Annotated in this window: 14 protein-coding genes; 2 read left to right on the top strand and 12 right to left on the bottom strand. The window is 60.5% G+C overall.

Annotation, left to right across the window (positions count from 1 at the left end; genetic code table 11):
* Nucleotides 1-48: 48 nt before the first annotated feature.
* The 5 genes from RV1423_RS13125 to RV1423_RS13105 all read right to left on the bottom strand — a co-directional run bounded on the left by RV1423_RS13125 (nucleotide 49) and on the right by RV1423_RS13105 (nucleotide 4,913).
* Complete coding sequence (locus RV1423_RS13125; RefSeq protein ID WP_081768811.1) at nucleotides 49-651, bottom strand: TetR/AcrR family transcriptional regulator; 603 nt, start codon at nucleotides 649-651, stop codon at nucleotides 49-51.
* A gap of 203 nt (nucleotides 652-854) precedes the next feature.
* On the bottom strand, nucleotides 855-1,556 hold the full coding sequence (locus tag RV1423_RS13120) for a Pr6Pr family membrane protein (RefSeq protein WP_034297171.1): 702 nt from the start codon (nucleotides 1,554-1,556) through the stop codon (nucleotides 855-857).
* Nucleotides 1,557-1,974: 418 nt separating this feature from the next.
* Nucleotides 1,975-2,592, bottom strand: coding sequence for a TetR/AcrR family transcriptional regulator (locus RV1423_RS13115; RefSeq protein WP_034297283.1), 618 nt, complete (start codon nucleotides 2,590-2,592; stop codon nucleotides 1,975-1,977).
* A 246-nt stretch (nucleotides 2,593-2,838) separates the two neighbouring features.
* On the bottom strand, nucleotides 2,839-3,831 hold the full coding sequence (locus RV1423_RS13110; RefSeq protein ID WP_034297168.1) for a M48 family metallopeptidase: 993 nt from the start codon (nucleotides 3,829-3,831) through the stop codon (nucleotides 2,839-2,841).
* Between the two features lie 8 nt (nucleotides 3,832-3,839).
* The gene (locus RV1423_RS13105; RefSeq protein ID WP_034297167.1) at nucleotides 3,840-4,913 is read right to left on the bottom strand and encodes a YjgN family protein; all 1,074 of its coding nucleotides are present in this window, start codon (nucleotides 4,911-4,913) and stop codon (nucleotides 3,840-3,842) included.
* Between the two features lie 508 nt (nucleotides 4,914-5,421).
* Between RV1423_RS13105 and RV1423_RS13095 the strand changes: the two genes are divergently transcribed.
* Entirely contained in the window at nucleotides 5,422-5,940 is a 519-nt protein-coding gene (locus tag RV1423_RS13095) for a polymer-forming cytoskeletal protein (RefSeq protein WP_034297163.1), read from the top strand.
* Between the two features lie 396 nt (nucleotides 5,941-6,336).
* Entirely contained in the window at nucleotides 6,337-7,206 is an 870-nt protein-coding gene (gene purU, locus RV1423_RS13090) for a formyltetrahydrofolate deformylase (RefSeq protein ID WP_034297160.1), read from the top strand.
* A gap of 85 nt (nucleotides 7,207-7,291) precedes the next feature.
* On the opposite strand, the gene RV1423_RS13085 is transcribed toward purU, so the two are convergent.
* The 7 genes from RV1423_RS13085 to RV1423_RS13055 all read right to left on the bottom strand — a co-directional run bounded on the left by RV1423_RS13085 (nucleotide 7,292) and on the right by RV1423_RS13055 (nucleotide 14,481).
* Entirely contained in the window at nucleotides 7,292-8,941 is a 1,650-nt protein-coding gene (locus RV1423_RS13085; RefSeq protein WP_034297157.1) for a fatty acid--CoA ligase, read from the bottom strand.
* 94 nt (nucleotides 8,942-9,035) lie between these two features.
* Nucleotides 9,036-9,392 carry a copper-binding protein gene (locus RV1423_RS13080; RefSeq protein ID WP_081768810.1) on the bottom strand — a complete coding sequence of 119 codons (357 nt, stop codon included), beginning with the start codon at nucleotides 9,390-9,392 and terminating at the stop codon, nucleotides 9,036-9,038.
* Between the two features lie 23 nt (nucleotides 9,393-9,415).
* Nucleotides 9,416-9,913, bottom strand: coding sequence for a plastocyanin/azurin family copper-binding protein (locus RV1423_RS13075; protein ID WP_034297154.1), 498 nt, complete (start codon nucleotides 9,911-9,913; stop codon nucleotides 9,416-9,418).
* Nucleotides 9,914-9,928: 15 nt separating this feature from the next.
* Nucleotides 9,929-11,311, bottom strand: coding sequence for a multicopper oxidase family protein (locus RV1423_RS13070; RefSeq protein WP_034297151.1), 1,383 nt, complete (start codon nucleotides 11,309-11,311; stop codon nucleotides 9,929-9,931).
* Complete coding sequence (locus RV1423_RS13065) at nucleotides 11,304-12,710, bottom strand: TolC family protein (RefSeq protein WP_034297148.1); 1,407 nt, start codon at nucleotides 12,708-12,710, stop codon at nucleotides 11,304-11,306. Before RV1423_RS13065 ends, RV1423_RS13070 begins: the two co-directional genes overlap by 8 nt.
* Nucleotides 12,711-12,821: 111 nt before the next feature.
* Nucleotides 12,822-13,238: a hypothetical protein gene (locus RV1423_RS13060; RefSeq protein ID WP_034297145.1), complete on the bottom strand. Its 417-nt coding sequence runs from the start codon at nucleotides 13,236-13,238 to the stop codon at nucleotides 12,822-12,824.
* 34 nt (nucleotides 13,239-13,272) lie between these two features.
* Complete coding sequence (locus tag RV1423_RS13055; protein ID WP_034297279.1) at nucleotides 13,273-14,481, bottom strand: citrate synthase family protein; 1,209 nt, start codon at nucleotides 14,479-14,481, stop codon at nucleotides 13,273-13,275.
* Nucleotides 14,482-14,492: the final 11 nt, after the last annotated feature.

The raw sequence follows: 14,492 nt of genomic DNA, 5'->3' as shown, positions 1-14,492 counted from the left end.
TTTTAGGTGCAAAATTCCTACGGCGCAACAAAACTTGCGAGAATGTTGTTAAATTAATTCTATTTTTGTCTTGGCGGGGGAGATGCCGTCGAGCACCAGCGCAACGTGCAGATCGACATGGCGTTCGTCAATGCCGGCGTGGCGCATGAGCATGCGCTGGATGATCGGGCCGTAGAGCAGATCGAAAATGACGTCGAAGTCGAGGTCGGCCTTGAATTCACCACTTTTGATGCCGCGCAGCAATACTTGTTTGGTGGCGTTGCGGCGCGGATCGAGGAAGTTTTCGTTGAACAGGCGCATGGTCTCGGCATCGAACTGGGACAGGCCGATCATTTCGCAGACGATGCGGCCGATTTTGCCGCGATAGAGTTTGGCCAGCTTGCGGATCTGGTCTTCTATGTCGTGCCGGACCGATTCCGTTTCGGGAAATGCCACGTCCGGACCGACTTCGCGCAGCAATGCCTCCATCGCCAGCGAACTCTTGTTGGGCCACCAGCGATAAATGGTGGCCTTGCCCACACCCGCGCGCGCAGCTACGCCTTCAAGCGAGAGCTTGTCGAAGCCGATTTCTTCCAACAGGACGCTCGTGGCGTCAAGAATGGCATCGTGCGTAGCGGGGTTGCGGCGTCTGCCTGTGGCCGGATCAGGCATGTATGTGAGAGAAATGATCGTGCTCCAGTAAATGGTGATGCAGTCTGTCTACCGCTTATATCGGTCATATATGTCACAACTTGAGAAGGAAAACGCCGTTGGTGGCGACTTTCGATAACATTTTTTTACATATTAACGGGAATCAGCCGCCGCCGGATGCCTTCCGGCGGCGCTGCGTGCCAACCCGGGGGGTTCTGGGCGCATCAGCGCCGCAGGAATATGGCTTTGCCGGAATGGTTGATGAGCAGCAACAAACCCATCAGCAGCAGAAAGCCGGCGAACAGGCCGACAGAATTAAGCAGCACGTGGGGATAGCCGAGATCGCGGACGTTGATGAAAGGATAGGGATAAAAGCCGGAATTGTCGCCGCGCCACAATGTGACGAACAGATAAACGACCGGATAGACCAGCCACAGCAGGCTCTTTTTCAGGCTGGGCTGGAAACTCGGGACGAAAAAGATCCAGTAAACCATCGACAACAAGGGAATGACGGTATGCAGGCTCTCATTGACGAGCGCACGGAAACCGGCCGGTTGCCATAACTGGCGCAGCAAAAGATTGTAGGCGATGCCAACGAAGACCAGATAAGCAACCACGGCGGTAATGACCTGCGGCTTGCGGAAAAAACGGTTGACGGGATTGCTGCCTTGCAAGGCAAGCGCGGAAAAGCTGACGGCGCTCAGCAGGATGGTCAGGTTGGTGAGATAGCTGGAAAGCCGCGCCAGTCCATCCATCACGCTCATGCCGTGGCCCAGCACGCGACCGATGGTGATGTCGGTCTGTGCGCTCAGCGCAAACCAACTGACGACGGCAATCGCCAGGGCAAGCATGCAGGACAGGTTGGCGAGTTGCCGGTCGGGAAAGATTTCGGCAGACAAGGTCGGTTCGGGTGTAGGCGTGGACATCGACAATCATCAGAGCAAGGGGTGGGCGGTATGATGCAAGGTCGTTGCGGCAAGCCGCCGTAAAGGCAACTTTAGCGAACATTGAATCACGGGAACAGGTATATGGACCGCACCGGTGAAAATATTGTTCCTCGCCGCTGCCGGAAATCAGTCCAGCGTATGTCGTCGCAGGTTCCGCCATGCTTTGTTCACTGGGCCGGCTCAGATGAAGACGAAATCCTCATTGCAGTCCGGCACCAGCCTGACGGTTTGCCGCAACTGGAAAAACAGCGAGGCGCCAATGGGCAGCGCAATGACTCCGATAGTGATCCACATGATCCATTCCTTATTTAGCACGATAGTGCGAAATTAAAATAAAGCAACCCCGGATACGCGCGCCGGGATCGCACTTTAACGTTTCGGCGCTACGATCACTGAATCAGCCATGATAATTAAAACTGCGATAAGTCGAAATCAGGCGGTCGTATGCCGTCTGCACCCGCTCCAGGGCTTTCGGATCGCGCAGGAAGCGGGCGTCGTGCATCAGTCCGACCATCAGGCAATACAACTCGAACACCAGTTGTTCCGGATCGGTGTCCGGACGCAACTGACCTTCTTCCAGCGCCTGTTCCACGGTCCGATGCAACATGCCGCGCCATTGCAGGATGTTTTTCTTGATGCGCTCGCGCATCGGACTGTCCATGTCGTCGTATTCGAAGGCACCGGCAATATAGATGCAACTGACTTCATCGTTAGTGCGCCGCAGCCAGTTGCGGATCATCGAATTAAGTCGCGGCAACCCTCGCGGCAACGTCATCGCCGGCTTGAAAATTTCTTCGACGAAACGCCGGTCGAATTCGTCCAGCACCGCCTGCTGCAAGGCTTCGCGCGAACCCACGCGCGAGAACACGCCGCTCTTGCTGATGTTGAGTCGCTTGGCCACTTCACCTAGAGAGAGTGACTCCAGACCTTCCGCTGCCGCCATCTCAAGGGCGGTGTCGACGATCGCGGCCAGGGTCAGTTCGCTTTTGGTGGTACGGGGAATGACGGTATCCATGGGGGTCAATTTAGCACACTGGTGCGAAATGTAAAGAAGGTTTTCCTGCGACGGTAAAAGTACGGTTGCGGGAATATTCTCGGCGGAAACTTTTCGTGTCGGCAACAACGCTTGCAACACGGCGGCGGTTTCGGGATCGGCAAGAAAGACGCACTCCATCGCCAGCTCCGACAGCTTGAGGCGGATGATTGGCCGGGAAAGCGATTTGCTGGCGCAGCCGGTCCCGGTCGAGCATGTCGGGAGAGCTCATTGCGCGTTCAGGATGCGTTCAACCCGCTCGGCGCTGGCAGGATGGCTGGACAGGTAAGGCGGAATGTCGGCGCTGGCCGCCTCCTTCTCGCCGAGCTTTTCGAACACATAGGCCAGCTTTTGCCGGCTGATGCCGTTGGCCTTGAACAGCGCGATCGCGTAATCATCGGCTTCGCGCTCGACGTCGCGCGAGTATTTCATGTCGAGCAGCACCGTCGGGATATTGGCGATCACCGCCGATATGTCGCCGAACAAGGCTGTCGCCGCCGCGCCGATGGCCGAACTTTGGATCAGGCGACGCATGAGGTGACGCCGGTGCACGTGGCCAAGTTCATGCGCCAGCACGCCCATGACCGCGTTATCGTCATCCAGCAGCTTCACGATCTCATCGGTCAGCACGATCTGGCCGGAGGGCAGCGCCAGTGCATTCGGCCCGATGCGGCTCTTGCGGAACACAATCTCGTAGTGCGGCACGCCTTCCACCTCAGCGGTCAGCGCGCGAAAACGCGTCTTGATTGCCTGGCGCTGCGCGGCCGGCAACTGCGTCGGCGACAAGATGTGATTGTCGAGAAACTCCAGCGCGCCGGCGCCGATGCGCTGTTCGACGCTTGGAGGCAAGGATTTGGCGACCAGATCAGCCGCCGCGGGCAGCAGGTAAGCGTAGCTCAGCACCAGCACCGCAATCAGTACCGCAGCCGCAGCCAGCGTTGCGCGCCAGTTCTGCTGCATGCGCACCACCAGCGAGTCGCGGTGCGAGGTCGCGTGCAGCAGCGCGGCGAAAGCGGCGTTGTCCTGGATTTCGAGATAGGCGCCGTCGGGATAGGTTACCTTGCGCGCCGCCCGATGCAGTCGCTCGGACACGCGCAACTGCATGATCGGGCAGGCGCGTTCGACATCGCCGCTGATGCTGGCCACGCCGTCTTCCACATGCAGCGTGACGAGATGGCGGCGCGAGGTCTTGCCGTCGAAATAAAATGCAGGGACTTGCATAGCGATGCTCAAAGCGAAAGGTCGAAGTCGAGCAGGTCGGTCATGCCTTCCCCTGTGGCCGAACCATGCGCTTCGTTGTCGGCGACGAACTCATCCAGATTTCCGGCCGGCTGCAGGCTCATCGACTCGATCCGGTAACGCAGCGCGCGGATTTGCGCGAACGGCGTGAACAGCCCCAGCGTCACGATGATGCCGATGATGTTGGTGAGGGCGATGAACATCATGCGGGGCCAGCGCATTTCACTGCGGAAGCGATGTTGGTCGAGCCGGGTATGGTTCCAGATCAGGTTTTGCAGCAGCGTGAGGAAAAGCGGATACATCAGGAAGGACCACACATACAGCGCGAAGAACACCTGCATGTACGCGAATCCGCTACGCAAGATGATCATGGCGAGGCCGCCGAAACTGGCGATGATGATAATGAGACCGGCGATATAAATGCCGAACCCGATCAGGTAGGTCTTGTAAAAATCGCCCACTGAACCGTCGAACGAGAAATGGCTGGCGCCGAAGCGCGATTCATTATGCTGGAAGCGCTTGATGCGTTGGTGCGTGAACGGCGTCAGCAAATACAGCGTGAACAAGGTCAGGACGGGCAGCAGCAGATAAACCTTGTACGCGCTGCGGGCATTGCCGCGAAAACCGAAACGGATGCCGCGATAGCTGGAGTTGTACAGCTTGAATTGCAGGCTGCGCCAAATCAGCCAGGGCACCGCGATCGCAAACACGATCAGCGTCATCACCCCGACGATCGGATTGAGCTTGAACGCGAACTGGTAACCGAACAGCAGCACCACCGCGATGATGCGGCCTTTGAGGATGGCGACGGGATTGCCGTGGTATTCGAAGCTGGTGCCGGCGACAGTAGTGTTGTCATAAAAATAACGCAAGCGTCTGACCTTGGCCCACGCGGAATAAATGCCGAACGTGACGACCGACAGCAGCAGGTTGACTATCCATATGCGGAAATATTCGGAACCGCGTCCGCTGAATGAAAACGCTTCTGTCGCCGGCGCCGCAGGCGCGCCCGTAAAGCCGGGACCGGTATCGGGCTGGCCGGGTTGATTGAGAGTGTCGCTCATGTTTACCCCAAATAGTTGTTATGCGACGCGCGCGTCGAGTGCGGCAAAGAATCTCTTGTCACATCCAAAAAGTCAAGTTGGGAAGCGCGACGATACTTGGGAAGGCCGACGTTAAAAAAGCGGATCGCAGCCATGCTGCGCGACGTGATGGTGTCGCCGATTGGCGACACCTGTAGCGATGCATGCGAAGGCAAGGCTGCGATGATGCAGAACGAAATTTACGTGCGTCGAAAAATTTTATACGCGTTTAAAAATAGGCTGCGCGCGAGGTTCGCGATCTCATTCAACTGTTACAAAATTCTCGTGAACTTTCTAATTTGCGATATGCCGAATCGCTGAGATCCTTGTGCCGCTCATATCGTGCAAACGCAATCGGCATCAGCGATACAGCGATCTCTTCCTCCGCGGAGGACGTAGTCGTCATTGGGATGAAAAAATGATGATTGCGTCGCCGATTTGTTCTATCAGTGCCACGTCTTGCACCGCACATTTATCTTCAGGAGATACCATGCTTCGATCAGAAACCCTCTTTGGCAAACGAGAAACCAATTCGCCAAATACTCCTTTCAGCGCCGCGAACAATCTGGCGCAACCGGGCGTATCCAATGTGTCCAAGACAGCTACCCAGACAACCTCCAGTCCGCAGTCGAACAATTCCGGTTCCAACGAAATGGGCAGCAAGCTGATCGTCGGTCCCAATATCAAACTCAAGGGCGTCGAGATCAATGACTGCGACACTCTTGTGGTGGAAGGCCGCGTCGAAGCGACAATGGATTCGCGTGTGATCCAGATCGCTGAAAAGGGGGCCTTCAAGGGTTCCGCTGAAATCGACCTGGCCGAAATCCGCGGCGACTTCGACGGCGACCTGACGGTGCGCCAGAAGCTGGTGATCTATTCGACCGGAAAGGTCTCGGGCAAGATCCGCTACGGCAAACTGGTCATCGAAGAGGGCGGCCAGTTGAGCGGCGACGTGCAGGTCGGCAGCAACGCGGAACAGCGCGAGCTGTTGCAGGCCAAGACAGCATAAGCCGGGGCGGGCGCCAAAGCGCATGGTACAACCGGAGCCGTTGCAGCATTGACGGCGCGGTCTTTCGGGATGTTCGCGATGCCTTTTGGAGTTTTCCGGAGGCGTTGTGGTGTTGTGCGGTCAAGGATAATCAGTCGTCAGGCCATGCGGCGCTATGCGGCGGCGGTTTGCGTCCGGTCTTTGTCTGGTCATTTATCCGGTCGTTGACGGCCCTTGCCAAGGCATTTTCCTCCGTATTTCCAAGCTCTTGTTCATCGCTTCCAGGCCCGTTTTTCGGGACTGGGATTTTGTGCGCATGCACCGGGCATGCGACAATAACGCTTTTCGCCCTTTTTAGCTGCATTCTGGAAACATATCCGGAGCAGGCGGCAGGCGACAGCGCTTTCAAGATCGACTATGACTCACCCGGAATACATCCTCACCATCTCCTGTCTCGACCAGCGCGGCATCGTGCATCGCGTGTCGGGTTTTTTGGCCGACCACGGCTGCAACATCATCGATTCGGCCCAGTTCGGCGACGCGCAATCGAAGCTGTTTTTCATGCGCGTGCATTTTGCCTCCGAAGACGCGTCCGTGACCGATGAAACGCTGCGCGCGGATTTCGCTGTGCTGGGCGGCTCGCTCAACATGGATTGGCAATTGCACGATGCCGGCAAGAAGCCGCGCGTGATGCTGATGGTGTCCAAGATCGGCCACTGCCTCAACGACCTGCTGTTCCGCTACAAGAGCGGGCTGCTGCCGGTGGAAATCCCGGCCATCGTGTCCAATCACACCGACTTTTACCAGTTGGCGGCGAGCTACAACATTCCTTTCCATCATCTGCCGCTGGCGGCCGGGGCTTCAGAAGACGCCAAGCTGGCGCAGGAAGCGCGTGTGCTCGAAATCGTCGAACACAACCAGATCGACCTGGTGGTGCTGGCGCGTTACATGCAGATCCTGTCGCCGTCGATCTGTGCTGCGCTCAAGGGCCGCGCCATCAACATCCATCATTCCTTCCTGCCCAGCTTCAAAGGCGCCAAGCCTTACTATCAGGCGCATGACCGCGGCGTGAAGCTGATCGGCGCCACCGCGCACTTCGTCACCAGCGATCTGGACGAAGGTCCGATCATCGAGCAGGGCGTTGAACGCGTCGACCATTCGATGGGCCCGGAAACCCTGACCGCCATCGGCCGCGACATTGAGTCGGTGGTGCTGGCGCGCGCCGTGAAATGGTTTACGGAGCACCGTATCCTGCTGAACGGACACAAGACGGTCATTTTCAAGTAACGATTCGAAAAACAAGAACGCCGGCGCGGATATGGCCCGCAGCCGGCGTTTTGCATTGCGAAGGCTGGTGAGCAAGCCCTGGCCGTCAGCCCGGATATTGATCGCGCATGGCGCGCTTGTTGAGTTTGCCGACGCTGGTGCGCGCCAGCTCCCGCACGAACTCGATGCGGTCCGGCACGCCATACTTTGAAATCACGCCATCGTCGGCGGCAGCCAGCACCAGGCTGCGGATGTCGTCGGCGCCGACCTTGCCGACCTGATCCGGCTTCAGCACCACCAGCGCCACCGGGCGCTCGCCCCATTTCGCGTCCTTGATGCCGATCACCGCGGTCTCCGCCACGGCGGGATGGCGCGCGATGATTTCTTCGATTTCCAGCGAGGATACCCATTCGCCGCCGGTCTTGATCACATCCTTGATGCGGTCCGTGACTTGCAGGTAGCCGCGCTGGTCGATGTTGCCGATGTCTTGCGTGTGCAGCCAGCCGCCTTCCCACAGGGCTTGCGAGGCTTCCGGAGCATGCAGGTAGCCTTGCGTCAGCCAGGGCGCGCGCACCACGACTTCGCCGGCGCTCTTGCCGTCGCGCGGACAATCGTTCATGTCGGCATCGACCGTGCGCAGCGCCACCAGCGGCAGCGGCCGGCCGGTCTTGACGCGCGTGGCGACATCTTGTCCGGTGCCGAGTTCGTCGGTGGGGACTTGCGCCAGCGACAGGATCGGGCAGGTCTCCGACATGCCGTAGCCGGTGAACACATCGATGCCGCGTTCGCGCGCGGTCTGCGCCAGCGCGCTGGTCATGGCAGAGCCGCCGATGATCATTTTCCAGTTCGACAGGTCCACATCCTTTGCCGCAGGCGCGCTCAGCACCATGTGCAGGATCGTGGGCACGCAATGCGAGAAGGTCACTTTCTCGGTATCGATCAGCTTGAGTATCGTGTCGGGCACGTAGCGGCCAGGGTAAACCTGCTTGAGTCCGGCCATGGTGGCGACGTAGGGCATGCCCCAGGCATGCACATGGAACATCGGCGTGAGCGGCATGTAGACATCGTCGCGATGCAGGCGTCCTTGTTGCGGCGCCAGCGCCAGTCCTGCAGCGACCGACAGCGTGTGCAGCACCAGTTGGCGATGGCTGAAGTACACGCCCTTGGGCAGGCCGGTGGTGCCGGTCGTATAGAACGTGGTGGCGCGCGCATTCTCGTCGAAGTCGGGGAACTCGCACTTGGGCGAGACGTGCGCCAGCAGGTCTTCATACTCGCCGGCAAAGCCGGGACCGCGCGGCGCAGGCGTGCCGTCGTCGGTGAGCACCACGCAGCGCGTGAGTGTATTCAACTCGCCGCGGATCTGCTTGAGCACCGGCATGAAATCCGAATTGACCAGCAACACGTCGGCCTGGGCATGGTTGAGTGTGTAGGCGATCTGTTCCGGCGACAGGCGCACGTTGACGGTTTGCAGCACGCAGCCGAGCATCGGCACGGCAAAGAAGCATTCGAGATAGCGATGGCTGTCCCAGTCCATCACAGCCACCGTATTGCCGGGTTGCAGTCCCATCTCGCGCAGCATGTTGCCCAGGCGCTGGATGCGTTCGTTGAGATCGGCGTAGGTGTGGCGGCGTTGCGGGGCCAGGCCGTAGACGATCTCCTGGTCCGGCGCGGTCGCCAGCGAGGCGTGCAGCAATTGTTTGATCAGCAGCGGGTAGCTGTACGCCTCGGGCGTGGTGTCGATGATGTGGACGCTCATGCTGTCTCCTGTCGTTGGTGTTGCGAGTCCTGGATATCCGCTCCGGTCTTCGCGTTCAGTTGACAGATGATAGTCCGATTTTCTGTCGCCAGCCTTACTTGGGCGGCAAGACTTCAATCGTGGTGACGGTCAGCGCGCCATTGTTTTTTTTGGCCGTGAACAGTACCTGGTCGCCGGTCTTGACCTGATTCAGCATATCCGGCGAAGCGGCACGAAACACCATGGTCATGGCGGGCATGTCGAGATTGGGAATCTCGCCGTGGCGAATGGTGATCTTGCCGGCGTCGACATCGACCTTGCGGATTTCTCCGCTGACCTTGGGCATTGCATCTTGCGCTGCCGCTCCGGCGACGTGCATCGCACGCATGTCGCGGTTCATGTCCTGCCCGGCGACGGGCAGGACGGTTGTCAACGTCGCCAGCAAGGCAATGGCGGTATAAGCGTATTTCATGATTTTTCCTTTGCAATATCGAGTCAATGTTTGTGTGTCTTGCCGTTGGCCGCGACAGTAACGCTGCCTTTCATGCCGGCATCGTAATGGCCCGGCTGCAGGCAGGCGAAGTTGACTGTGCCAGCCTGGCTGAATTGCCACACCAGCTCGCCGCTCTTGCCGGGATCGAGGGTGATCTGGTTGTCGTCGGCGTGTTCCATTTCAGGATTCTTCAGCATGGCGGCGTAATGCGTCTTGAGTTGGGCGTCGCTGCCGAAGATCATTTCATGCCTGATCTTGCCGTTGTTGGTGACGATGAATTTGATGGTGTCGCCGGCTTTTACCTGGATGTCGTCCGGCGTAAAGCGCATGTTGTCGTTCATGTCGACCTTGATGGTGCGGTCCGCCTTTGCCGCCATGCCGGGCTGGCCGATGCTGTTGTCGGCGTGATCGTCATGATGGTGCGACATGGTTTGCGCCGAGGCGCTGCCGACAGCGGCGAATGCAATGGCGAAGGCAGAAAGAAAATATTGGTATTTCATGGTGTTGCTCCTTGATCAATGTTGATGGGTACGACGGACGACGTTGACGGCATTGCCGTCTGTTTCAGGTTGTTTGCCGGGGGCGGAAGCGGACGGTTGTTGCGGTCCGCGCCATTCATAGGCGACGGTGCCGGGCGGCGCCCGGTACCAGCCGGGATCGCGGTAATCGTTGCGCGCCAGGTTCTTGCGCACCTTGACCACGCTGAACATGCCGCCCATTTCCAGCGACCCGTAGGGACCGGTGCCGCCCATCATGGGCAGGGTGTTGTCAGGCAGCGGCATTTCCATGTCGCCCATGGAGCCGCCTTTGTCGCCCATCACCATGTAGTCGGGAATCAGCTTGTTGATCTTCTTGGCCAGATCGCGCTGGTCGACGCCGATCATGGTCGGCACGTCATGGCCCATGGCGTTCATGGTGTGATGCGACTTGTGGCAATGCAGCGCCCAGTCGCCTTCTTCTGTGGCGTCGAATTCGATCGCGCGCATCTGGCCGACGGCGATGTCGGCGCTGACTTCCGGCCAGCGCGACGCCGGCGGCGTCCAGCCGCCGTCGGTGCCGGTCACGACGAACTCATGGCCGTGCAGATGGATGGGGTGATTGGTCATGGTCAGGTTGCCGACGCGGATACGCACGCGGTCGTTTTGCCGCACCGGCAGCGGATCGATGCCGGGGAAAGCGCGGCTGTTCCAGGTCCACAGGTTGAAGTCGAGCATGGTGTTGACCTTGGGCGTGGCGGCGCCCGGTTCGATGTCGTAGGCGTTGAGCAGGAAGACGAAGTCGCGGTCCACGCGCATGAAGTCGGGATTCTTGGGATGGGTGATCCAGAAGCCCATCATGCCCATCGCCATCTGCACCATTTCATCGGCATGCGGGTGGTACATGAAAGTGCCGGCGCGCCTGGCCGTGAACTCGTAGACGAAGGTCTTGCCGGGCGGGATGCCGGGTTGCGTCAGGCCGGTGACGCCGTCCATGCCGTTGGGCAGGCGCTGGCCGTGCCAGTGCACCGAGGTGTGTTCGGGCAGCCTGTTGGTGACGAAGATGCGCACGCGATCGCCTTCCACCACCTCGATGGTGGGGCCGGGACTCTGGCCGTTGTAACCCCACAGATTGGCTTTCATACCGGGGGCGATTTCACGCACGACAGGTTCGGCGACGAGGTGGAATTCCTTGACGCCGCCGTTCATGCGCCAGGGCAGCGACCAGCCGTTGAGCGTAACGACCGGGTGATAGGGGCGGCCGTTCGGCGGCGACAGCGGGGCCTGCGTGCCGGCGCTGCCTTGCGTGACGGCCTCTGGCAGCGAGGCGGCGCCGATGCGGCTGACCGCGGTGGCGCCGACGGCCAGCGCGGAACCTTGCAGGAAGGCGCGGCGGCTGAGTTTGTTGGCGGGATTATTCATGCGTTTTTCCTTGTGTTTTGCTCTCTGGTGCGGATGTTTGCGCCGACGCAAGCGGTCCGCCCAACGCCAGTTGCAATTCGCTGTCGGCAATCCAGTAATCGCGCGCGGCGTCGATGGCGGCGTTGACAGCGTTGGCCTGTTCGCGCGCATCGGCCAGCAGTTCGAACACGCTGGCCAGCATGCCGTTGTAACGCAGCAGGTATTCGTCGGAGATGCGTTTGCGCAGCGGCACAACCTCGTCGCGATACTGGCGCGCCAGCGTGTAGGCGTGCTGATGCGCGACATAGGCGACGCGCACTTCCGACTGCGCTTGCACGGCAGTGGCGGCCAGGCGATGTGCGGCCTGCATGTAGATCGCTTCGGCCTTGGCCACACGTGCATCGCCCCAGTCGAACAGGGGGATTTCAATGCTGGCCTGGTAACCGATTTCAGCCGCTTTGCCGCTTTCGGTGTTGCGCACATAACCGAGATCGAGCACGTTGACCAGACGCGTGGCCTTGGTCAGGCCGAGCGAGGTCTGCAAGGCAGAGACTTCCAGTCGCGCCGATTGCACGTCCAGCCGTTGTTCCAGGGCGATGGCTTCGATGTCGCCAAGCGGTACGGCCTGTGCGGGAAGGTCAGGCAGGCGCGGCGGCAATTGCAAGGCGCCGTCCTGCTTGCGCAGACCCAGCAGGCGGGTCAGGTTTTCCTTCTCTTGAACGGCTTGTGTCCGGGCGCGCGTCAATTGCGTCGAGGTCTCCATGTAAAAAGCCTGTTCGCGCGCGGCATCGAGTTGCGAGAAATTGCCGCGTTGAGCCATGCGCGCCGCCAGTTCGTGCGCGACTTCGGCGGCTTGCCGCACTTGTTCCAGATAGCCCACGCTTTGTTCCGCCGCGATGCTCTGGTAGTAGGCGCGGCGCGTCTGCGCAGCGGTGCGCAGCATGGCATCGGCCAGCTTCAGCTTGGTTTGTTCGAAGCGCCGCGCCTCAATGCGCGATGTTGCCGGCATGGTCAGCAGGCTCATCACCGAAAATGACAGGCTGCGGTCGATCTTGATATCGTCGCCGCTGTGCGTGCGGCTGAAACCGAAACCGGGATTGGGCAAGCGCCCGGCTTGCACAAGATCGGCTTCGGCAATGCCGAGTTCGCTGTAGGACGCTTGCAGTTCGCGGTTATTGATGAGCGCGATCTGGACGGCGTCGTCGACACCGAGCGGTTTCGCCAGCATGGCGCGCACGCGCTGGCCGACGACATGGACATCCTGTTCGGAGCGCATCCAGCCGGTTGGTCGGTTCAGGCGCTGTTGCGCTGTTTGGTTGACGGCGTCGAAACCGCCGTCGTCGCTGAAGCTCGCGCAACCGCTCAGCACGATGGCGAGCAGCGGCGGCGCGAGCGACCGCAAAGGGGGAAATGCATTCATGTAAGCCTCGTGCAAACGAAGTGTTCGCCGGCGGAAACGACATGCCGGAACGTCAGCAGGAAGCTGCAGGCGGACCGATGCAAGCCGGCGCCGCGCAGACAGCTTCAGTGATTACACGGGCAGTGAAGGGGGGCGTTCGGGATTTTCCGGCGTATAGCCGACGAAGCCATGTTGGACCATGGCGACATGAATGTCTGCCGCGACCGGCAGGTTGATGAGCTTGTCCAGCGCCAGCGGCAGGATGGCGCCGATGGTGCAGACGCTGCAAGAGCTGCAGGAAGCGGTGGATGCCTTGTGTTGATGGAGCATCGACTGATCGGGTGAATGCGCGGCATCGGCTTGCGCGACCACATTCATGCTGTGGCCGGCGTAATGATGTTCTTGCGATGGCGCCGGGTCGGCAACCGCATGCATGGCCTGCGTCTGATGCGAAGGCGCGCACACGACCTGCACGGCGGCGGCGAATCCCTGGACGGGAATCGCAAAAGCCAGCAGCCAGAGCAGGAAGATTTTTACGCGCGAAGTCATGGGCGGTAGTGTAGCACTGCTGAAAACGGCGTCGTTATTTTTTTATCGCGTCTTTGGACGTCGCAGGCCGCAACCCGGTGTATGCGGCGCGCGGTCGGATCAGTTCACCGCTGGCGCGCTGTTCCAGCGCTTGGGCGATCCAGCCCATGCCGCGCCCGAGGGCGAACAGACCGAACGCCGCGCCCACCGGCAATTGCAGATGGCGCCGCAGCGCTGCCAGCGCAAAGTCGAGAGAGGGCGGCAAGCCGATCAGCCGGAATGCCGCCGCGACGGTTTCCTGCAAGGCGGGATGATGCGGCAGGACTTTCGCCAGCAAGGCATCGGCGCGCACGTCGCCGTCGGGATAGAGATGATGTCCGAAGCCCGGCAAGTCTTCGCCGCGCGCCAGGCGTTGTTGCAACCTGCTGGCGATATCGGCATCGCCGGTTTCGTCGAGAAAGGCTTCCACGCGCGCGGTGGCGCCGCCGTGCTTGCCGCCGGTCAGCGCCGCGAGGCCGGCGATGACCGCCGCGCGTAGGCTGGTACCGGTGGAAGCGACGCAGCGCGCGGTGAAGCTGGATGCATTCAGTTCATGGTCGGCGCACAGGACCAGGGCCATGCGAACGAGGTGTGCGCCTTGCTCGTCGAGGCCCCACGCGGCAGCGCATTGTTCATGGATCGGCGTTGCGCCGGAGCGCGTGCCGAGCAAGCTGGCGGCGAGCAGGCGCATCAACGCGCCGCAGCCCTCGGCCATGCGCTCGGGGGCCTGCCAGGCAGCGGTCGGCGCGTCGTCGCTGGCGATCGTGAACAGCGGCAGCATGGCCTCTTCGGCGCGGCGTCCGGCGAAGTGCCTGCGCATGGCGTCGAAGGCCGGATGCGCAACCGCTTGCCGCGCGCCGAAGGCTTGTTCCCGCGAGCAGTTCCACAGCAGTGCGGCGATGTCTTCCACGGTCTGCTCCTGCGTGTCGGCAAGGGTGACGGCGTCCTTGCCGCGATAGTAAAGCCGGCCGTCTTCGATCAGCGTGATGGCCGATTCCAGCACCGGCAAGCCCCAGTTTAGCGTGGCCTTGGCGACTTCCCTGGGTTTGCGTCCGCGTGTGCGCTGGGCGGCGAGGCGTTTCACTTCTTCCTCAAGGTAGCGGCTTTCACGCGACTTGCCGTTGGCTTGCGCCGTGAGCAGGCCGCGGCTGACGTAAGCGTACAAAGTCTGGCGGGAGACGCCGAGCAGGGCTGCGGCGTCGGCGGAACTCAGGTAAGCGGGCATGATGTCCAAGA

Source organism: Herbaspirillum sp. RV1423, from assembly GCF_000577615.1.
Taxonomy (GTDB): Bacteria; Pseudomonadota; Gammaproteobacteria; order Burkholderiales; family Burkholderiaceae_D; genus Herbaspirillum.
Note: the sequence above shows the minus strand (reverse complement) of the source record. Positions and strands in the feature narration are given on the sequence as shown.